We start from the raw sequence: 21,723 nt of genomic DNA, 5'->3' as shown, positions 1-21,723 counted from the left end.
TTAGTTCAACAATGAAGAAAAACCAGCTTAGATTACAAAAAACCTTAAAGGCTTTAGTAGATGAATATATCCAGACCTGTGAGCCGGTCTCATCTCGTATCCTGAATGAAAAGTATCTTCAGGAGGTAAGTTCTGCTACTTTGCGTCTGGATTTGATGAAGCTGGAAGCAGAAAACAAAATACAACAACCCTATACTTCTGCAGGCAGAATTCCTACTATAAAGGGTTTTAGAACTTATCTTCAGCTTATAGAACCGGATCACGCAAAAGTAAAGTTTGAGGATATGGATTTATTACGTAATCTGCTAATCAGACATTATAAAGATACTCCATTAGCTTTGCATTATATAATGAAACTGCTGGCTAAAGAGACTGACCAGCTTAGTTTTGTAGCTGAGCCAGAAGTTTCCAGTGGCTATCTGCAAAATCTGGAAGTATTTCCTATTGGCAATCAGAAATATATCTTTGTGATGAGTCTGGATTCTGGCTTGGACAAAACGGTTGTAATGAAGATTGATTATGATTTTACGGAAAGTCAGTTAAAGAAATTAGTGCAATATCTGAATGAAGAATTGATTGGTGAACGTATTTACGATATTGCCAATCGCATTATATTGGAAATGCAGGAAGATATGTATCAGGATAATGTTCTGGTCAGCACTTTCTTGAAGCAGTTACATAAAGCTTTTATTGAAATTAGCGATTTTTATATTCACTATGATGGTAGTATTAATTTTCTGGAACAACCAGAATTTGATTCAAAGCAAAATATACTTAACTTTATGAGTATGATACAGCGTCAGGATATATTGATTAATCTGATGCGTCGTTCGGATGATGGCGCAGGTGTTAAGGTTTTAATGGGAGAAGATTTTAATATTCCTGAATGGAGCAATTTTAGCTTGATTTACGGGCGCTATGAAGTTTTTGGAATTCCTGGTTATTTAGGTGTGATAGCACCCATCAGGACTGCATATAGACATCTTATTCCCTTAATCCGTGATATAACTGTTACTATAACCGAAACAACTCATAAAGGATTAGTAGTATCAACAAAGGAGGAACAAATTGGCAACACAGAAGAAAAAAGCAGATATAATTTCAGATGAAAATAAAGAAAAAAAATCTCAAGATACACAACAGACCCATAGAGAAGAAAAGGATGAGGAACTAAATACTAAGGAGCAGGAATTGATGAAAAGAATTGCTGAACTGGATAAAGAATGTGCCGAATGGAAAGATAAGTATCTTAGAAGTATAGCGGAATTTGAAAATTATCGTCGTCGCAGTAATGAGGAAAAAGCGGACTGGATAAAGATGGCAACCCAGAAATTTGCGCTGGAAATCTGTGAAGTGGCGGATAATTTTGAAAGGGCGTTGAAGCAGGTTAGTGAGGATAAAAAGGATGATAGCTTTGTAAAAGGTATGATGATGATAGCAGAACAATTGAAAAGAGTGATGGAAAAGGAAGGTATTACTAAAATTGATGCTTTAGGCAAACCTTTTGATCCTGTCATTCACGATGCCCTTGCTCATATTCCCAGTGAATATGAGGAAAATACGGTTGCTGCTATTATCCAGAACGGATATATGATGTATGATAAGTTACTCCGTCCTGCACGAGTAGCAGTATCATCTGGGAAATTAGAACAAAAAACAGCAGAATCAGAACCCAAAGAAATAAATGAAGCTACAGAGTCTAAGGGTGAAGATTCTAATGACCTTGATATAAAAATTACAGATTAAATAACCTTAAGGAGGAAAAATGGGAAAAATAATCGGTATAGATTTGGGAACAACTAACTCTTGTGTTGCTGTCGTAGAAGGCGGCAAACCAGTTGTTATAACCAATGCAGAAGGAAGTCGCACCACACCTTCCGTCGTAGCGTTTACTAAGGATGGTCAACGTTTAGTGGGACAATTAGCCAAAAGACAAGCAATCACTAATCCTAAAAATACAGTGTATTCCATAAAACGTTTTATGGGCCGTCATTTTAGTGAAGTACAAAATGAAATAAAACAGGTGCCTTTCACTGTTAAAGAAGGCTTGAAAGGGCAAGCAGTTGTCCATATTGAAGTAGAAAATAGAGATTACACCCCTCAAGAGATTTCAGCAATGATTCTCACTAAGATGAAGGAAACAGCAGAAGCCTATTTAGGTCAAAAGGTGACTGAAGCAGTAATCACCGTTCCTGCCTATTTTAATGATAGTCAGCGTCAAGCAACTAAAGATGCGGGCACTATTGCAGGTCTGGATGTTAAGAGAATCATAAATGAACCTACTGCTGCAGCTTTAGCTTACGGAATGGATACTAAAAAGGAAGAGAAAGTTGCAGTCTATGACCTGGGTGGAGGTACCTTTGATATCTCTATTCTTGATATTTCTCAAGGTGTGGTTGAAGTTCTTTCCACCAATGGGGACACTCATTTAGGTGGAGATGATTTTGACAAAAGAATCGTAGATTGGATTCTGGATAGATTTAAAAAAGAAGAAGGAATAGATTTGTCTAAGGACCCTATGGCAATGCAGCGTTTACGTGAAGCTGCAGAAAAAGCTAAAGTGGAACTATCTGGAACTCCAACTACTAATATAAATTTGCCTTTCATCACTGCAGATGCAACCGGTCCAAAACATCTAAATTATGATTTAACTCGTGCGGAATTCAACCGTTTAACATCTGATTTAGTAGAGCGTACCCTTGGTCCTTGTAAACAAGCTCTAAGTGATGCAAAATTGACGGTAGATGATATTCAGGAAGTTCTTATGGTTGGTGGAAGCACAAGAATTCCAGCTGTTCAAGAAGCAGTTGAAAAATTCTTTGGTAAAAAGCTGAACCACAGTCTGAATCCTGATGAAGTAGTTGCTATAGGTGCAGCTATTCAGGGTGCTATTCTTTCTGGAGATGAGAAGGTTAGTGATGTGCTGTTGCTGGATGTAACACCCTTAACCTTAGGAATTGAAACTCTCGGTGGTGTTATGACTCCTCTCATTCCCAGAAATACAACCATTCCTACTAAAAAGAGTCAGATATTCTCAACTGCAGCAGATAATCAGACTGCCGTCACTATCCATGTATTGCAAGGTGAAAGACCAATGGCAGCTGATAATAAATCTCTTGGTCGCTTTGACCTCGTTGGAATTCCACCCGCTCCCAGAGGAGTACCCCAGATTGAAGTTACCTTTGATATTGATGCTAATGGTATTCTTCATGTTTCAGCTAAGGATTTAGCCACGGGTAAAGAACAATCTATCCGTATTGACCGCACGGGAGATATCAGTAAAGATGATATTGATAGGATGATTAGAGATGCTGAATTGCATGCTGAAGAAGATAGAAAGCGTCAGGAATATGTCACTGCCAGAAATGAGCTTGACAACTTGATATTCAGCACAGAAAAGAACCTGAATGAATACGGTGATAAACTTCCTGCAGAGGAAAGAAGCGAACTGGAAGCCGAAATAAAGCATGCTAAAGATGTATTAGAAAAGGCAACTGATGCTAATGAGCTTAACGCAGTTAAAGATGAACTCTTAAAAAAGGCTCAACGCTTAGGTGAAATCATCTATTCTCAAGCTCAGCAACAGAGAGGAGCTGGAGCTAATAATGCTGATACTGGAACCTATGAACAGCAAGATTATGGTCAAAGTTCCAATGAAGAACAGGGATCTAATCAATCCGAAGGACCAATAGATGCTGATTTTGAGGTAATGGACGATAAATAATAGATATAATCGCACTCCGGCAGGATTTTTATCCTGTCGGAGTACTAATTTGATATTTTCTGGAGTTTAAATAGATGGCAAAAAGAGATTACTATGAAGTGCTCGGTGTCTCAAGGGATGCCAGTGAAGATGAGATAAAAAAAGCTTATCGCAAACTGGCAATGAAATATCATCCGGATAAAAATCCGGATAATAAAGAAGCAGAAGAGAAGTTCAAAGAAGCTTCCGAAGCCTATGAAGTTCTCTCAGACAAAGAAAAACGTCAATTATATGACCAATATGGTCATGCAGGAATAGACCAGCAATTTGGTAACGGCGGATTTAGCTGGAATGATTTCAGCCACTTTGATGATATCAGTGACCTTTTTGGTGGAGGGTTCAGTTCTATTTTTGATACCCTCTTTGGTGGTGGATTTAGTTCTCGTAACAGAGAAAGTCAAAGGTATTCCAATCAGGGTGAAAATATTCAGATAGATTTAGCTTTAACCCTTAAGGAGATTGCTTTAGGGACGGAGAAAAAGGTAAGAATTACAGTCAAAGATATCTGTGACCAATGCAGAGGAACTGGAAGTGCTGATGGGAAAGCGGAGACCTGTCCTCAATGTCACGGAACTGGACAGGTGCGAACCGTGCGTCAATCGCTCTTCGGTCAAATGCAGTCCATATCAGAATGTCCTTCTTGCAGGGGAGAAGGTAAAATTATCCGCAATAAATGTCCCAAGTGTATGGGAGAGGGTAGAATTAGTAAAAATAAGGAAATTAATGTCAAGATTCCTGCAGGAGTGGAAGAAAATCAGGTTATCCGACTTAGAGGTCAGGGCAATGTAGGTCCCAGAAATGGAAGTTATGGTGATATCCTGGTTGTCATTCATGAAAAACCGGATGAGCTTTTTGAAAGGGATGGAAATAACATTATCCTGGAACTTCCTATAACTGTTACTCAAGCTGTTCTGGGTGATGAAGTGATAGTGCCAACCTTAACTGGCACAGCAAAAATGAAGATTCCACCTGGAACTCAAAGTGGAAGAATCTTTCGCTTAAGAGGACAGGGTATTAAAGGACTAAATTCCTACAGTCGGGGAGATTTGTTGGTCAAAATCAAAGTTGTAGTGCCCACTAAGCTTTCCCGAGAAGAGATGGAACTTTATAACCGTCTAAAAGAGTTTGATAAGAAGCGAGAATTGAAGCCTGGTAAGAGCTTTAAAGAGAAATTGAGAGGCTTCTTTTTCTAATTAAAAACGAAGATGCCTTCAATATTTTATCCTTTCTTAGATGCCAATATGAAGCCAGGTGAGCAAATTCGCTTGGCTGGCGAAGAGTTTCATCACTGGGCTTATGTGGCTCATAGGCGTATCAAGGAAACTGTTATATTAAATTCTGGTAAGGGGATTATGGCTAAAGCTGAAGCGGTTAAAATTGAGACTGCTTCTGCTTTATTAGAACTTACTGACATTATAGATTATCCCTATCCAGACTATCCTTTTGCCATAGCTTTTGCCTTACTGAAGAACCGTAATGATGAACTTATTGTAGAAAAGTGCACAGAACTTGGAGTGAGCGCTCTTTTCCCCTTAATTACAGATTTATCTGTAAGAAAACCGTCTGCAAACACCTTATCTCGTTTTCAAAAAATAGCTATCTCAGCCATTAAACAATGTGACAATCCCTGGTTACCGGAAATATTTTCTCCGCAGGATTTAAGAAGTGCTTTAGCAAACATTAAAGCTCAAAGTTATAATCCTATTCTTTGTTCAGAGCGCAAACCAGAGCAATGGATGTTTGATTTATCAGCTGAGCAGGCAGGAAAACCTTGTTTTATGATAGGAGCAGAGGGTGGTTGGAGTGCAGAGGAATTTAATCTTATGCAGGATTTACCGGAAATTTGTTTAGCTCATCAGATTACCAGAGCGGAGACTGCTGCCATTGTTGCTTCAGCGCAATGGTTAGCTTTAGCTCAAAGACTGAAAATAAATACAAAAGCCGGTTAAATTAATATTCCATTCTTTCTTTAATTAGACCCAACAAAGTTTCTTCATCTTGACATTCAGTTTGCAGACGAAGTGCCCGTAATTTATTCTTCAGTGGTGCATAAATCTGTAATTTGACCAGGTCCTTTTCCGTACAAAGAATATAATCTATCTGATATTTACTGCATAAACTGGAAAGTTTATTTATTTCTTTGATATCAGAAAAAGCATAATGGTCTGGATAACGAAAGTGGTGTAGCCAGGAGATTCCATCTTTTTCAATATTATGTTCAAAGGATTCAGGATGAGCGATTCCACTTACCAGTATGCATCTTTTCCCTTTAATATCTTTAGCCGTATAGAGATTATCCCTCGTATCTACATAACCTTTTCCTCTTATCCAGCAATGAAAGGAAGTTTGGGGAAAAGAAGACCACCACTCTTTTTCCTCAGGAACTTCCTCTTTACCTTCTTTATGATTGATTATAATTATAGAGGAAAGAGGTATATTTTTTACTGGTTCTCTTAAATATCCTGCCGGAATCACTCTTCCATTTCCAATGCCCCATTTAGCATCAAAGCAAATAAAATCCAGGTCTCGTGCAATACTGAGATGTTGAAAAGCATCATCTAAGATAACTATTTCAGTATCTGGAAATGCTGCCAGTAAGAGTGAAACAGCAGCACAGCGTTGTTTTCCTACCACTACTGGAATTTCAGGCAAGCGGGAGGCAAGAAGATAGGCTTCATCTCCACAGGTCATTGCCTTATAGAAAATCTGTTTTCCATCAGAAATAACTGTTGGAGTATCCTCTAAAGTTCCTTTATAACCTCTATGAGATACTCCAATTTTTATCCCTGATTTCTTTAATAATTCAGCCAGATACAGACAAAAAGGAGTTTTACCACTACCACCACTCATTATATTACCTATACTGATAACAAAACAATCAGAATGCCAGGCTTGGGAACTGAGTTTTTTTCTTCTTTGAGATTGGTAGATTTCATACAATTTACCTACTGGATTCATCAGGTTGCTGAGCCAGGTTTTTTGCATTAAATGCTTATCAATAAAGGAAGGACTTATCAATTTTTCTTATTAGGTTTTAAGTGTTTATCTATAAGTTCTATCAATTTATCAAGTTCAAATGGCTTATAGAGTATTTCCTGCAATCCATCAGATTTTGCTCTTACTAAAACATGATTAGGGTCGTATCCAAAACCAGTCATCATTATAACGGGCATTTGGGGATTATGGTCTTTAATCCTCCAGAAAAGTTCATAGCCATCCATATCGGGCATTGCAATATCAGTTATCACTAAATCAACATTTCCGGCGATAATTTCTTTCAGAGCATCCATACCATTGCTGAATCCGATTATCTTCCACTCGGGTTTAATCTGTTCCAATTGGAGTTTTAAATTTTCTACTAAATCTTCTTCATCATCAACAATACAAATACTTTTCATTGTTTGGATTGCTCTCCTAAAAAGATATCTCGGATTTGACGATACTTAGCTAAAGCCTTATCTATTATTTCTTCTGGTAAATGCGGAGCAGGAGGTTTTTTATTCCAACCAATACTTTCCAGATAATCGCGCACTATCTGTTTATCAAAGCTTACGGGACCTTTTCCCGAATTATATGCTTCCAAATCCCAAAAACGAGAAGAATCAGGTGTAAGTGCTTCATCAGCTAAAAGTATTTCCCCTTCTTTGGTTCCGAACTCAAATTTGGTGTCAGCTAAAATGATTCCTTTGGGTAGTAAAAAGTTGTAGCCGTAATCATAGAGAGCAAGAGATTTATCTCTCAAAAATTCAGCAATAAATTTATCCATATGATTGAGCATCTCTTGATAACTTATATTTATGTCGTGGCCCTCAGTGATTTTGACGGAAGGTGTAAAAATAGGTTGAGGTAGTTTTTGATTTTCTTTCAGTCCAGATGGCATAACTTCACCTCCAACAGTTCCTGAATGGGAATATTCATTCCAGGCAGAACCACTGATGTATCCTCTAACTATGCATTCTACAGGTATCATTCGGAGCTTTTGCACCAACATACTTCTACCTTCCAGATAATCTTTATAAGGTTGAAATTCTTCTGGATAATCTTCTGTCTTATCACTTATAAAATGATTGGGAACAATATGGGAAGTAGTTTTAAAAACATAAGCAGCAATCTGATTGAGTATTATTCCTTTGCCAGGAATTGGGTCTGGAAAAACTACATCAAAAGCAGAAATGCGGTCACTGGTCACCATTAAAACTGTCTCACCAAGATCATACATATCTCGCACTTTTCCCTGACGACTTTGCTTTACAATTGGTAACTCACTTAATATCTCATACATTGCTTATCCTTTATAATTTTGAATATAATATTCATAGAGTAATCTTGCTTCATCGGTTTTATTTAAATTGATGGCTAATCTCTCGTTGGGTCTATAATTTATTGGTTCTACTGGGAATTTATAGATTTTATCCTTAAATTTACACCAGTTAAGTAGACCATTTTCCACACCAAAATCTTCCGTTTGATATGATAAAGTCTTGGTTAAATAGAGAAATTTTAGCCAGTCTCTATATTTTGCAAAGTTTTCAACTTCGCTGGCAATAAGATCTTCCTTTTCAAATTCCAGTTCATTGAAATATTTTTCTTTTTCCTTAGTAAGCATTTCCAGGATACTATTGTCAGGATGAAGATAGGCTTCCCAGAGGAGAGATTCTAACTTATTTAATTCTTCCACATCTTCCACTTCACCTTCTTCATCTAAAGCTTCACAATAACCTCTACAGATTCCTTTATCCAATTTGTCACAAGGATAATAGGAAGTTTCGCAAAAGGGAAGTTTCAGTATACGAGAAATGCTATCCATTATATCCATCAAGAAAAAACGACTTCTCCAGGGTCCTGCATAAGTCCAATCACCATTGGTGTCAGATTGGATGGATACAAAAGGGAAATGGTATGCATCAAGAGCGAGATAGACATATTCTTTCCAGGGTGCAGTCACATCTTGAAAAGGAGGATTATATTCCTGAACAAAGACTTTGTAATGAAATAAGACATCTACCGAACGAGAATAAGGTTCTATCTCTATATATTCAGCAGCCAGTGAAGCCGTTCTAAAAGATTCATCCTGTTCAGCTTTTCTGCTTATATTATGTAAACGCTGGCTAATATTTGGAGTAAAACCACACCAAAGAGCAAGGTCTTCTTTTTTAAAGCAAAAAAACACCCATCCAGATGGCAGCTTAATATCCGCTGGTATTTGATTATTTTCCCATTTGACTTTTATCATACGGACATAGTTTTGGCAAAAGTCTTTGTGTCAATCAGAAAGTTCTGTTTAAAAGACTTTCTTCTCTCATAAGCTAAAATGGATTAGCCCTTTTGTCATTTTTAACGAGATTTCATTAGCCAGGTCATTAAAAAATAACCAGCTACCATTACTGCAGTGGAAAGGAAAAAAGAAAGAAAGAAATTCCAGTTTCGTTTTAGCAGAATGGGGAATAGAATGAAGAATAGTAAAGAAGGCAGAACCAACCAGAAAATATCAATAGAAAGTTCTGCAATCTTTCCTGTATCTTTTGTCTCAAAATACATCCAGAGTATAGCGAGAAAGGAGATCAATGGAATAGAGGCAAAAATCGCTCCTATAAAACTACTTCTTTTAGAGACCTCACTTATCAGAACAATCAAACCAGCAGATATAATAACTTTTAATAAATAATACATTATTCAATCACTCCTCCTCCAAGAAGCAAATCACCCTTATAAAAAACGGCAAATTGTCCTGGAGTTATGGATAGTTGAGGTTCATCAAACCGAACTTCTACTCTATTTTCTGAAAAAGGTAGCAAAGTTCCTAAAGCTGCATTATGAGCTAATCTTATCTTTGTTTCTGCTCTTATTTCTTCTTTTAAATCAGGGATAGAAACCCAGTTTATATCCCGGGCAATAAGTCTATCCTTGTAAAGTTCCTTAATAGGTCCTACAATCAATCTGTTATGTTTAGCATCAATTCCGACCACATAATAAGGTTCAGTCATTCCGCTGATTCCTAAATGTTTCCGTTGTCCTATAGTGTAATTTACCAATCCCTGATGATATCCTAACACTTTGCCAGTGCTGTCTATAATTTCTCCTGCGGTAAAAGCCTGAGCGGGAAAGATATAAGGATAAACAGAGGAATCTATAAAGTCCTGACTTTCTTCTCGTTCTCGGAGAAATCCCAAACCTATATCCGTGGCAATTTGTTTTATCTCTTCTTTTGTTCTTTCACCGAGAGGAAAAAGAGCTCTACTTATTTGTTCCTGATTTAATAAGCAAAGGAAATAAGATTGGTCTTTAAGAGCATCTTTCCCTTTAAGAAGCTGCCAGCGATGGAGTTCATTATCATAGTTCTTTCTTGCATAATGTCCCGTAGCAAAATAATCAAAATCCAATCCCTGTCTTTTTATTCCTTCACAGAAAGCAGCAAACTTTATATGAGCATTGCAGATTACACAGGGATTAGGTGTTTTTCCATTCATATAGCTGGAAATAAAATAACTTAGCACTATATCTTTAAACTCTTTTATTAAGTTTATGACTGTATGTTCTATATTCAGTTGAGAAGCAATCTGGCGAGCTGATTTTATATTTTCTTCTTCTTGTGGTCCGTAGCAACCTTGTGAACACCAACTGGATGCTAAAGCAATATCATCCCAGAAGGACATTGTAGCACCGATAACTTCATATCCTTGTTCTTTTAATAAAAAAGCACTGACAGCAGAATCTATGCCTCCACTAAGTGCTACCACTACCTTTTTCATCCATAAACCTCAAAAAAGCTTTCCAGTTGTAAAAGAGTTCTGCTATCAAGTTCTTCTGGACGGTCACCTTCCAGGTTCAAGAAGGGTATCTTTATGTGTTTTTTCAAAAGGATATTATCAATCTGCAGGTGACAAAAAGATTGAGTGTAGCTAATCACCATATCTATTTTTCTTAAATTTAATTGTGAGAGTATATCTTCCAGGCGAGCAAAAACTCCATAAGGATAGGTGTAGACTAAATATTGTTCTACTATATCGGAACAGAGGTAGGGCATAGAAAATTGTCTTTGTACCTCGTTAAAGATAACTCTACCATCAAGTTCTTCAATGCGGTCATAGAGGTCACGATAGATGGGAGGAACACCCAGATAGGCACAGCGATGTTTAGGCATAGAAGGATTGCGTTTGGATGCTTCTTCCATAAATAAGGTCAAATCCTCTTCAAACTTATCGGGATTACCCCTAAAATCGGAAGAATTAACCAGCCAGTAATGATTTTCTTTTCCTGTAATCAATCCTTCTTTCCAGGTCCATTCATCCAAAGTTATTAATTTAATTCTAATGTCATCCAATCTTTTTTTAACCTTCATCACCTCATCTCTGGAGACTTCAAAGTGTTCTTCCAGTTTTCTGATTTCTACATTTAGAGCTTCATAGGTTCGTTCTTGAGGGAAGGAAAAATGATAGATAGGAAGTCCTTCTTCCGCTAACATAGCGGTTAAAGAAATGCCGTTAGAGCAATCTCCCTGGGAAATTCCTATCACTTCATCCAGATTAGCGGAAAGTGCAGCAGCAAAATTGCCTTTAATCCAGGCGCAGATGGTGCGGGGAAATCCTTTCAATTCAGCTTTACGAATATATTCGGTAGAATTTCCTTCCACAAAGATATTATTTAAGTCCACAGGTGTATAACCTGCTGCATAGACAACTTCTACGGGGAAGGAAGAAGTGAAGCCAATCCTTTTATTTGTCATAATATTGATAGTATAATTCTAAATATTTTTCTTCCATCTCATCAATCAGTTCTTTCAACTGGGTCATTGTTTCTTCCAGTTCTTTCAGTTGTTTTTGTAATAATTTTACCTTTTCTGGTGAGGAATAGGTAGTAGATTGAGATAGTTCGTATTGAATTTCCTGCATCTCTTCTATTAACAGTTCATATTCTCTGCTACTTTCTTCAATTTCGCCAAGAATGCTGCGCATATGCCAAGGATTGATGCGGTTTTTTCGTTTACGGGGTGGGGGAGGAGTCTTAGTTGCTTCTGGTTTTTCAAATGCCAGATTCATCGCTTCTTCCCAGTTGCCAATGTATTCTTGAATGGTTGTGTAGAAACCATTTTCTGCTTTGAGCTTGCGAAATACCCAGAATTTGGTAGTCAGTTCTTTCATAAACCAGCGGTCGTGAGTTACAAAGATAATAGTTCCATTATAGTTTTTTAAAGCCTCCATTAATGATTCAGTCATCTGCAGGTCAAGATGATTGGTAGGTTCATCCAAAAGTAATAGGTTAGGTTGCGTGTGAATTAATCGGCAAAGATAAAGCCGGGATTGTTCACCTCCACTTAATTGCTTCACCTTTTTATCAATATCATCGTCGTAAAATCCAAAACGAGCTAACCAGCTTCTCACATAACCTATAGTTGCTTCAGGAATAATTTGCCAGATAGTATCCAGCACGGTTAGCTCAGGGTCTAAGTCATTCTGTTGCTGGTCAAAATATCCTATATCCAAACTTGCTCCTACTTTAAGAGTTCCACTGAAGATGTCGCTATCCTGCAAAAGGACCTTTAATAAAGAAGTTTTTCCGCAACCATTAGGACCTAAAATGCAGATTCTATCTTTATAGTTGACGGTTAGATTGATATCTCTTGCCAGTTCTTTATCAGGAGGAATGCCATAAGAGACATTTTCCAGAATATAGATATCATTTCCGCTGCGCTTATTGGCTTCTATGGAGAGCTTTATAGATTTCTGGTCAGACGGTTTTTTTACTATTTCCATTCGTTCTAATTGCTTTAAACGGGATTTAGCTAAATTGCTACGATTTCCCGCAATGTTTTGTCGGATGAAATTCTCTGTTTCTTCAATATATTTCTTTTGCTGCTCATATTGTCGTGCTTGAGAAAGTTGAGCAATCTCATCTGCTTTACGAAAAGTACTATAATTTCCCTTGGTGATAGTCAATTGACCATCACGTAAGCACCATATAGTTTTAACCGTATTATCCAGAAACTGACGGTCGTGAGAGACAACAATAAAAGGTTTTTTCAGATTTTGTAGATATTTCTCCAGCCAAGTTATCATTTCTAAATCAAGATGATTGGTTGGCTCATCCATCATAATCAGGTCTCCGTTAGTCAATAATACATTTGCTAAAGCAATTCTGGTTTGTTCTCCTCCACTGAATTCTCCGCATTTTCGGTTCCAGCTTTCCGGAGGTAAATTAAGTGAAGTGAGCACATATTTAATCTCATTCTCAAAATCATAGCCTCCATAATAGGTATATTGTTCTATTACCTTATTTAATTCTGCTTCAATTTCTTCGTCAGGATTCTTATTTAATTCCTCGGATAATCTTTCTATCTCTCTTTCCAATCTCAGAAGTTCGGGACGGGCAGAGCGAATATATTCTATAAGAACCCGATTGGATAAGGGATGATAGTCCTGAGGAAGGTATGCAATATTACAATATTTAGCTTTTTGCACCTTTCCAGAATTGGGCGTTTGCATTCCATATAACACTTTGAGTAATGTGCTTTTACCGGAACCATTCGCTCCAATCAAACCTATCTTGCTATTATGCTCCAGGCTGCAATTAATGTTCCTAAGAATAGATTTACCACTGAATTCTACAGATACATCTATAGCGCGAATAAGACTCATAATTGTTCCCCGGCTTTAAAATTATCAAAATATGATTATATAATCTATTTATTTTATTTATCATAATGTTATTTAACCATTTTCCAGCTATTCTCTCATTGTCAATTTATATTTAAATCCCGATTTGATTTTGGAGGTTATGCCTTCATTAGTGGAGTAAAATTGGTAAGGCTGAAGGAAAAAAAGGTTGAGCCAAAATCAACTCATTGTTTTGTTGGGAACTAATAAAATAAAACAAGGAGAAGAGACATAGCTCAATCCAAGAGAAAGAAAGATAATTATGAGGAATTAGTTAAGTTAATGCGTCAAATATCACCGGTTAATTTCTAAGGACTTTATTAAAGATTTTCTTTAAAAATGACTTTTTTGTTCTTTTTTTCTCATCTAATTTTGTAATAGTATTTAAATTTTGTTTTACCTCTTTTGCATCACTAATCTCTTGAGATAATTTTATTTTCATTTGTTCAATTTTTCTTCTGTTCTTAATAGTAATTAAATAAATAAGGCAGGGGTCATAAGTATCATATTGATTCAAGGTCCTTAGATCATTATAAAAATTTTTAAGATTTTGTTGTTTTATATCCAGAAAAGTTTCGGTTTTATTTATATATTCGGTCTTAATAAGTTCTAAATGTCTATTTATTTGATTTAGTTCATCTTGCAAGGTTTGAATATAATTAATTAAAGATTCAACTAATTCATTTTGAAACTTGTTATTATGAAATTCTTGATTAAAATAATCCTCTTCATAACAATAACAATCACTAATTTCAGAGATAGCTTCGGAAGAAAGACCTGATAACATATCATTTTTGGGTATTTTTCTCATTGCGCAAATTAAACGATAAACAAAAGCAATTTGTTTTTTATTAAGATATCCAATTTTGATAGTCTCTCTGGTATAATTAACTATGTTCACTGATTCCTTAACAATTTCATATCCATTTAACATTAATTTTCCAAATCCAAGAAAGATGGATGTAATATCAGTTAGTATTTCATTTTCGTATTCAAGAAGGGGTCCTGTACCGCAAGAAATAGCATTAATCTGCATATATTTATGAGTAATTTCATGAGCTAAAACTGCTAAAACAGCATTTTGAGATTTTGAAATATTATCTGATATTTCAATAAAAACTTCATTCTCATTATTATTAAGTTCTATATAACCACCGACATTGGATTTTTGTTTAGTTTTTGCAACTATGAATACTAAATTATTTAGTCCCACAAAATCAGCAATTGTTTTAGCAGCTTTTTGAATGGATAAGCTGTCTTCGGTATCTACAGGAAAAGGTTCTAAAATTTTATAAGTAGTTTTTGCACCAATACTTTTTTCTAATAAAAAAATTTTATCCAGATAATCATCAATATATAAATCAGATTTATGTATTTCATTCATCTTCTTTTCTCTTATATAATTATGCTATAATATAATATATAAATTATTTTAACTAGCGCATCTAATTTTTAGAATTAACCAATATTAACGGATTTATTAAGGCTAAACGAGGGGAGGTGGTTTACTAAATAAATCAGCAAAACCATCAAGTTGCCATTGACAATTTCACAGCACCGTACTTGAAAGCAGATATTGACAAGAACCTCCTATTAAGCTGTTGTCATTCCATAGGGGTGCAATAACGGGAACAATAGTGGTAGAAGCTAATTGATTGGTAAGATTACTACTCGTCATAGAAAATAATGATTGCTTGATATTAAGGATATCAGAGATTATATCCATAAGTTTTCCTTATGATTAATGTTATCTATCTGTTATTCAGTTATATTTATAAAGGTGTAATTTAGATATTTACTTGCATATATTATCTTTATTCTTACAACCTTTTTTCCTCTCCCTTAGCTCTCTCTTAGCTCTTTTTTAGCTAAGTTGATAAGGGAGAGGCAAGTAGGAGATAGGGAATAGTATATAGTAAAATATTTTATCTTTATTTATGGGAATATGGCTTGCCTATCAGTCTGTATGTCGGAAACCTGATTTTATTATATGCTACAAAGCAGAGGACAAAGTATTATTAAAGAGTTTGTTACTAAATAGACAACTACTCTACTTTTTTAATTTAATTATCTATTAAAATTTATATAATTTACTTGACCTCAGAACTTATCTGGACTAAAAAGAGATATATGAAGATTAAGTTTAAAAAAGATAGTTCAATGAAAGAGAAAAAATTAAGTCTGTTTACTCTTTTCCTCCTATTGCTAATGCTACCTTCTTTATATGCTAAATATTCAGATGAGTTTCCTTATGGCATTTATGCAAACTTGAGAAATGGAGACAAGGTGGATTATCCTTCTCGTTATGCCACTATCAATTTGATGAAAACTTTGGGGTATAACGCCACTATAATGGGGACACAAAAGGGAGATCCTGACCTGCCTGGTTTATTAAAGGACCTGGATAACTCTCAAATTGATGCCTGGGTATTAGATTGGGGCTGGGATAAAGACCCTGAAAGTGATTTACATTATGCTTCCTATCCACTTTCTGCGTCCAGCTATTTCCGTTTTGAAGCAGAATTTTCCAGTGAAAAGGATGTCCGCATTGGAGATGGAATGGATAATCAATACTGGTATGCTGCCCAAAGTGAAAAAAATCTTTATAGAACAGGAAAAGAAGATATGGCTCCTGACGCTTCATATGGTTATGTCTGGAAAGCAGAAAAAGGTAAAGACCAACCTGGACATATCTTTACTGACCTTCGTTATCGCTGGCAAAATAGAAATGGATTCTATGTTCGTTTTGGCAGTGAATTTATCCTCTATCAGACTAATCCACCAGACTATCCAGATGACTATATTTGGGTGAAATTCCGTTTTAAAATAAGCAATCTTCAATCAGGAATTAGTTCTAATACGCCTCTCTTGCGATTTTATGTAACCGGTTTTGAACTTTATGGAACAGGATTTTCCAGCCAAATGAAGATTCTGAATCACTGGATAGATAATCAGCAAAGAAGTGAGACTATTTTTACAGTGCATGACTATCTATTAAATCGCAGAGGTAATGAATTCTTAGAGCTGGAACTAAAGATACCTTATAAAGACCTTATAGACGCTAATCTCTTGACTGCTGATATTGACCATAATCCTGCAACCCCTGATTCCAGAGAGTTCCTCCGCTTGGTTAATCTCAATCCCAGAGTATATTGGTATGGAAATTGTGATGTAGAACTGGATTATGTGGAAATAGAAGATGAGCTACATCATAAAATCAGTCACGATAAAAATTATTGGCAAGATAAAATTCTCCAACGGATGGATAATGTTATTTCTCAAGGTGAAGGTAATGTAAAAGGTTTTTATACCTTTGATGAGCCCTATCAAGGGCAATTTGATTCCTTTAAATTGATGCAGGAGATTGCTTCTCAGGAAGATATTCCTGTTTTCACTGCGGTCTATGATTTTCAAGTTACCAATATTACTTTAAATAAAGAACAGGGAATATATTACGACCATATAGATGCCTTTAGCAAAATTGCCCAACCGCAAATTATAGCTCCTGATATCTATCCTTTAAAGCCAGATTTAATATGGAATGCCACTGAAGGAGAGAAAGGAAAATTTATTCAGTATATACTGGACCAAAAACTTTTGAGTGTATATCAAGATTGTATGGAATATAGAGATAAAAAAGAGGAAGGGAAGTTTTATCCCATCGTCCAGGTTCTCGGTAAATGGACTTTATATCAAGGGCAAGAACAATGGGTAGATTGGATACAACCCACTACTGCAGCTCAAAAGGTGCTGCTCTATCTGCCTCTATGTTTTAAACCTGACGGCATCTTTCACTATTGTCTGAGGTCTTATCAGGATATTAAAGGTTATGGACAAAGGTCTATTGCTTTTTCTCGTGTCGGAATGCCTGATTATCCTTTGCTGGTGCCCGATCCTATAACCTGGAGAGCGGTTAGTTTATCCAATCCCCGCATAAAAGCTTACGGAGTTATAATCAAGGATTTGAACTGGCAAAATTCAGAGTGCATTGGCACTTCTCGCAAAAAATTTAAGAAAGCAGAGAAAGATAATCCCATTCAATATATTCAGGTTCAGAAGCAGGGGATAGGTGAATATGAGGGCTATATTCAATGTGCCACCTACCTTGATAAAGAGGAAAATCTCTGGTTAATGGTGGTTAATCGTAGAGCCAATTTTTTTCTCCCTGGCATAATCACAGAACCACAATTCGTTCCCCCTGAAGAATTTGATATTTACTTTCCTGAGGCTCCTCCCCAAAAACTCCTTCTGACTTTTAAAGATAGTGGGAGAAAAAATCCCTATCAAAATTATGCTTTCTATGATCCCTACGAGGATAAATTTTATCCCTATCATAATGGCAACATTGAGATAGAACTCCCTGCAGGAGAGGGTAGACTGCTAAAATTGGTCAATAGGACTTCAAATGACCGTTAATTTATGGCACTTATAGGGAGAAATCACTTGACTTTTTATCCTCTTTAACGAGCTTGCAAAGTGGAGTTTTAGATGTGTGGTATAAGTGGTATATATTCTTTTGATTCCCAAAAGGTTATAGATATCAACCTATTGAAGGCTATGAATGCTCTCATTGAACATCGCGGTCCAGATGATGAAGGATTTTGTTTGATAGAAAAAAATAGTCATAAGATTCTTCCTTTCAGTGGTGATGGTTCAAAAGAAGATATTCGTCAGCTCTATCCATCCTTAAATCTTTCTGCCAGAGCTTCTCTTGGATTGGGATTTCGTCGTTTAGCTATCCTTGACCTTAGCATGAAAGGGCATCAACCTATGCTTGACCCTCAGCTTAATCTGCTAATAGTTTTTAATGGGGAAATATATAACTATATTGAGCTTAGACAAGAACTCATCGCTCAGGGATATTCTTTTAATTCTGAATCTGATACGGAAGTTATTTTAAAAGCCTATGATTTCTGGGGGGAAAATTGTGTCCTGCATTTCAATGGTATCTGGGCTTTTGCTCTCTGGGACGCAAATAAAAGCCTGCTTTTCTGCTCCCGTGACCGCTTTGGCGTTAAACCTTTCTATTATTGTAGGAATAGAGATTTTTTGTATTTCGCTTCGGAAATCAAACAGCTACTTCTCACTCCAGTGGATAAAAGCCTTAATCTGCCGATGATCTGGCGCTCAATGAAGATTAACTCTCTTGAGGTCTATGGAGAGGAAACTTTCTGGCAAGAAATCAAAGCTCTCCAACCTGGCTATAACCTTATCGTTGATCAGCACGGAATCACGCTAAAAGAGTATTATAAATTGAATCCTGCAAGCTTTGGAAAAAGTTCTCTTTCTTTGCCGGAAGCAATAGAAATTTATAGAGAAACTTTTGAAAAAGCGGTTCAATTGCAGATGCGTTCCGATGTGGAAGTAGGTTCTTGTCTCAGTGGAGGTCTGGATTCTTCCGCTATTGTCTGCACTGCTTCACGGTTAACGGATAGACCATTACAGACCTTCTCTGCCTATTTTCCGGAATATCCTCCACTGGATGAACGAAAATGGATTGCAGAGGTAGTCCATTACAGTGGCTGTATTTCCTATCTAACTGCCCCTCAAGCAGAAGATGCTATGGCTTGGTTTAATGATGCTACTTGGTTCAATGACCTTCCTCTTGGCTCTGGTTTTACTGCACAATATGCAGTTATGAAACTTGCTCAGGAAAATGGTATCAAAGTTCTTCTGGATGGACAAGGAAGTGATGAACTCACAGCAGGTTATCGTCATTCTTTCTATCGTTTTCTGGCAGATTTAATTCTTCAGACTAAATTCCATAAAGCCTTGAAAGAAGCTCTTGCCTGGCTCAAGAAATATGGCTGTATTAAAGGTCTTTCTGGACTGGCAAAAGCTCTACTCTCTATCTTTTTATCTGAACCTCAACTCTATAACTTTGAGTTCCGCTTCCTTCGCTTTGAGCCATTCAATCAGGATTTCCTTCAACAATGTAAAAAATCTCTTTCCGAACCTATTCTGGCTCAGATTTCCGATTTTTCCAGTAAAAGTGTTTCAAAATTCTTTTCTCAACATCCCATTAAACTGAATAATACCCGCACTCTTACCTCAGATAACTTTTCTAAACCAACCTGCGATAAACTTTCCAACTTTCTCTATAATGCTGTCTATACCACCTCTTTACCAACTTTACTGCACTGGGAAGACCGTATGTCTATGTCTGCTTCCATAGAAAGCCGTGTTCCTTTTCTGGACCATAATTTGGTAGAGCTTGCCTTCTCTCTTCCCTCCGAATATAAAATTCATAATGCTCAGGGTAAATATATCCATCGCCAAGCTATAAAACCTCTCGTTCCCACTGCCATCTTTAACCGCAAAGAAAAATCTGTCTTTGGCTCTCCCTTTATTTCTCTCTGGCTAAGAGGTCCAATGAAAACTTCCTATGAATCTCTCATAACCTCCAGCACCTTCCGTAATCGTGGAATCTGGAACCTTCCTCTCATAATGGATAACTGGCAAAAATATCTTAAAGGCAATAATTCTCAGGCAGAAATGCTCTATAATATATATGCTTTGGAGATGTGGTTCAGAAGATTCAGTCAAAAGGCTGTTATATAATAATCCTAAAATATCAGAATTTTAAAAGATAATTCAATTATTATATTTCTCACCTATTTTGAGATATAGACTATTTTCATTAGGATGAGTAAATTATAAAAATTATGAAAAAGTATGGATAGAAAAGGTAACTATCATAACCAATATGCACAAGACTAACCATATTCTCTTTCTCATAATTAAGCTCCTTTGTCGCGTACATTCAAATATCTTCAGGAAAGATGTTCTCTTTTCTGAGAATTTATTTAGGCTTATAATGCTTATCTAATTAGAGTGACCTTTCTGGTCAGGACTGATTTACCATTTAACTTGAGATTAAGAAGATAGATTCCTGAAGGACAGAGCTTACTATGCTGGTCTCTACCATCCCAGTAAGTCCATTGTTCAGTCCCTTTACTAACATCAAGATTGATAGTCTTCACTTTCTCGCCCCTGATATTATAGACCTCTATACTGGCAGAATTAACCTTATTGAATGTATTATTTGAGTCAGAGGGAAGTTTAACCTTCAGATTGGTAAGGGCATTGAAAGGATTGGGATAGGCTAAGATATTATATCCAGGAACTGAAGGTAGCACCGGATCCTCTACTCCTACATAAGGCTCAGAACCATACTCATAACATCCCATATCAATACATCCATCCCATATTCTCCAGTTTCCTGCCAGATCATAAGGTAAAAGTCCGAGACCGGTTGTATCTGGTGTCCCAGCATTGATACAGGGTGAACCCTCCCCCAGACGCAGATACAGAGAATCTCCATAAGTGAGGCTGGCAAATAAGGGTTCACTGCTAAGGTTATGCTCTCTATAGTAAAGGTCATTGGTAGGACTGCTATTTCTAATCCCATTGTATCCGTTGCGGATATCATTGTAATCAAAATCCAGTCGGGTTACGCAGTATAAATCCAGCTCTGGGGCAGGCATATAAAGCTCATACTGAGCATCAGGATTATAAAAGATATTATTTCGTATATCTATCTTACCTACAGCCATAACTGCCCCTAGAGTCCCAAAATTGTTGTAGAAGGTACAGTTAGATACTTTAAAACTGCCATAGACATTAGTGACAAAACATACTGCACTATGGTAATTAGTCCTTATATTATCAAAAAGACAGTTAGTGACCTTTATATTGCCTACATTGCCAGGAAAATAAACCTCATTACTTATATACAGCGTCGCTTGATTATTCTGCACAGAGATATTCCGGAAAATACAATTATCTACCGTCAAAGTATCTAAGGTTATAATGTCAACAACAGTTGGACCCCAGCTATCATCTCCTGGAGTATCAGGTGAGGTATAAGTAGAATGGATGTTCTCAAAGGTGGAATTAGTTATGCTACAATCTTGAAGAGTATCTTCGATATAGACAGCATGTTCAGGGACAGTTATGTTCCTGATTACCAGAGAATCAATAGACAAAGAAGTAGGTTCATATAAGAATATAGCAGCATCTCTATAATCATAAATAGGAAAATCTTCTAATATCATATCAGATATTGTAAGATGACTGATATAGAAGCTAATCATAGGACGACAGTTCTGATTTATTTCCGCACTGGTAGTAAAACCATGAATAGTAATATGCTGAAGATTTTGTCCTCCCCAAAAAAGGGTATTCCCGGTAGGAGAAGCTATATCGGAATGTAAAATAGTCTTATCGGAACCAGCACCTATAATATTGACATAAGATTTTAAAGGGATGGGGAAAAGATAAAAACTCTCATCTTCATTATAGGTCCCC

18 protein-coding genes are annotated in these 21,723 nt (G+C 36.5%); 7 read left to right on the top strand and 11 right to left on the bottom strand.

Annotation, left to right across the window (positions count from 1 at the left end; translation table 11 throughout):
• Window positions 1–11 precede the first annotated feature (11 nt).
• The 5 genes from hrcA to E0946_RS02130 all read left to right on the top strand — a co-directional run bounded on the left by hrcA (window position 12) and on the right by E0946_RS02130 (window position 5,712).
• Window positions 12–1,109 carry a heat-inducible transcriptional repressor HrcA gene (gene hrcA, locus E0946_RS02150; RefSeq protein ID WP_133200829.1) on the top strand — a complete coding sequence of 366 codons (1,098 nt, stop codon included), beginning with the start codon at window positions 12–14 and terminating at the stop codon, window positions 1,107–1,109.
• Window positions 1,069–1,746, top strand: coding sequence for a nucleotide exchange factor GrpE (gene grpE / locus E0946_RS02145; RefSeq protein WP_243713707.1), 678 nt, complete (start codon window positions 1,069–1,071; stop codon window positions 1,744–1,746). Before hrcA ends, grpE begins: the two co-directional genes overlap by 41 nt.
• 19 nt (window positions 1,747–1,765) lie before the next feature.
• On the top strand, window positions 1,766–3,724 hold the full coding sequence (gene dnaK, locus E0946_RS02140; protein ID WP_133200828.1) for a molecular chaperone DnaK: 1,959 nt from the start codon (window positions 1,766–1,768) through the stop codon (window positions 3,722–3,724).
• A 74-nt stretch (window positions 3,725–3,798) separates the two neighbouring features.
• Complete coding sequence (gene dnaJ / locus E0946_RS02135) at window positions 3,799–4,956, top strand: molecular chaperone DnaJ (protein ID WP_133200827.1); 1,158 nt, start codon at window positions 3,799–3,801, stop codon at window positions 4,954–4,956.
• Window positions 4,957–4,968: 12 nt separating this feature from the next.
• On the top strand, window positions 4,969–5,712 hold the full coding sequence (locus E0946_RS02130) for an RsmE family RNA methyltransferase (RefSeq protein ID WP_133200826.1): 744 nt from the start codon (window positions 4,969–4,971) through the stop codon (window positions 5,710–5,712).
• 1 nt (window position 5,713) lies between these two features.
• On the opposite strand, the gene lpxK is transcribed toward E0946_RS02130, so the two are convergent.
• From lpxK to E0946_RS07215, 10 genes are all read right to left on the bottom strand, one after another.
• Complete coding sequence (gene lpxK / locus E0946_RS02125; protein ID WP_133200825.1) at window positions 5,714–6,748, bottom strand: tetraacyldisaccharide 4'-kinase; 1,035 nt, start codon at window positions 6,746–6,748, stop codon at window positions 5,714–5,716.
• A gap of 29 nt (window positions 6,749–6,777) precedes the next feature.
• Window positions 6,778–7,161, bottom strand: a complete 384-nt coding sequence (locus E0946_RS02120; RefSeq protein WP_243713706.1) for a response regulator — start codon at window positions 7,159–7,161, stop codon at window positions 6,778–6,780.
• Window positions 7,158–8,045, bottom strand: coding sequence for a phosphoribosylaminoimidazolesuccinocarboxamide synthase (locus tag E0946_RS02115; protein WP_133200823.1), 888 nt, complete (start codon window positions 8,043–8,045; stop codon window positions 7,158–7,160). Before E0946_RS02115 ends, E0946_RS02120 begins: the two co-directional genes overlap by 4 nt.
• Before the next feature lie 3 nt (window positions 8,046–8,048).
• Complete coding sequence (locus tag E0946_RS02110) at window positions 8,049–8,996, bottom strand: hypothetical protein (protein ID WP_133200822.1); 948 nt, start codon at window positions 8,994–8,996, stop codon at window positions 8,049–8,051.
• Window positions 8,997–9,097: 101 nt separating this feature from the next.
• Window positions 9,098–9,433 carry a DUF3147 family protein gene (locus tag E0946_RS02105; RefSeq protein ID WP_320410561.1) on the bottom strand — a complete coding sequence of 112 codons (336 nt, stop codon included), beginning with the start codon at window positions 9,431–9,433 and terminating at the stop codon, window positions 9,098–9,100.
• A complete protein-coding gene (mnmA, locus tag E0946_RS02100) occupies window positions 9,433–10,512 on the bottom strand; it encodes a tRNA 2-thiouridine(34) synthase MnmA (RefSeq protein ID WP_133200820.1) in 1,080 nt (359 codons plus the stop codon). The genes E0946_RS02105 and mnmA overlap by 1 nt, the downstream gene beginning before the upstream one ends.
• Complete coding sequence (locus E0946_RS02095; RefSeq protein WP_133200819.1) at window positions 10,509–11,486, bottom strand: 2-hydroxyacyl-CoA dehydratase family protein; 978 nt, start codon at window positions 11,484–11,486, stop codon at window positions 10,509–10,511. The genes mnmA and E0946_RS02095 overlap by 4 nt, the downstream gene beginning before the upstream one ends.
• Window positions 11,476–13,395, bottom strand: coding sequence for an ABC-F family ATP-binding cassette domain-containing protein (locus E0946_RS02090; protein WP_133200818.1), 1,920 nt, complete (start codon window positions 13,393–13,395; stop codon window positions 11,476–11,478). Before E0946_RS02090 ends, E0946_RS02095 begins: the two co-directional genes overlap by 11 nt.
• Before the next feature lie 319 nt (window positions 13,396–13,714).
• Window positions 13,715–14,797 carry a hypothetical protein gene (locus E0946_RS02085; protein ID WP_133200817.1) on the bottom strand — a complete coding sequence of 361 codons (1,083 nt, stop codon included), beginning with the start codon at window positions 14,795–14,797 and terminating at the stop codon, window positions 13,715–13,717.
• 165 nt (window positions 14,798–14,962) lie between these two features.
• The gene (locus E0946_RS07215; protein ID WP_165942058.1) at window positions 14,963–15,139 is read right to left on the bottom strand and encodes a hypothetical protein; all 177 of its coding nucleotides are present in this window, start codon (window positions 15,137–15,139) and stop codon (window positions 14,963–14,965) included.
• A gap of 434 nt (window positions 15,140–15,573) precedes the next feature.
• Between E0946_RS07215 and E0946_RS02080 the strand changes: the two genes are divergently transcribed.
• Both E0946_RS02080 and asnB read left to right on the top strand, forming a co-directional pair.
• On the top strand, window positions 15,574–17,829 hold the full coding sequence (locus E0946_RS02080) for a hypothetical protein (RefSeq protein WP_207930810.1): 2,256 nt from the start codon (window positions 15,574–15,576) through the stop codon (window positions 17,827–17,829).
• Between the two features lie 72 nt (window positions 17,830–17,901).
• Entirely contained in the window at window positions 17,902–19,974 is a 2,073-nt protein-coding gene (gene asnB, locus E0946_RS02075; RefSeq protein ID WP_133200815.1) for an asparagine synthase (glutamine-hydrolyzing), read from the top strand.
• Between the two features lie 260 nt (window positions 19,975–20,234).
• Here the strand turns inward: asnB and E0946_RS02070 are convergent.
• The coding region (locus E0946_RS02070; RefSeq protein ID WP_133200814.1) for a T9SS type A sorting domain-containing protein at window positions 20,235–21,723 on the bottom strand (1,489 nt) is incomplete at its 5' end.

The sequence above is a fragment of the Candidatus Syntrophosphaera thermopropionivorans genome, from assembly GCF_004353895.1.
GTDB classification, from domain to species: Bacteria; Cloacimonadota; Cloacimonadia; order Cloacimonadales; family Cloacimonadaceae; genus Syntrophosphaera; species Syntrophosphaera thermopropionivorans.
Note: the sequence above shows the minus strand (reverse complement) of the source record. Positions and strands in the feature narration are given on the sequence as shown.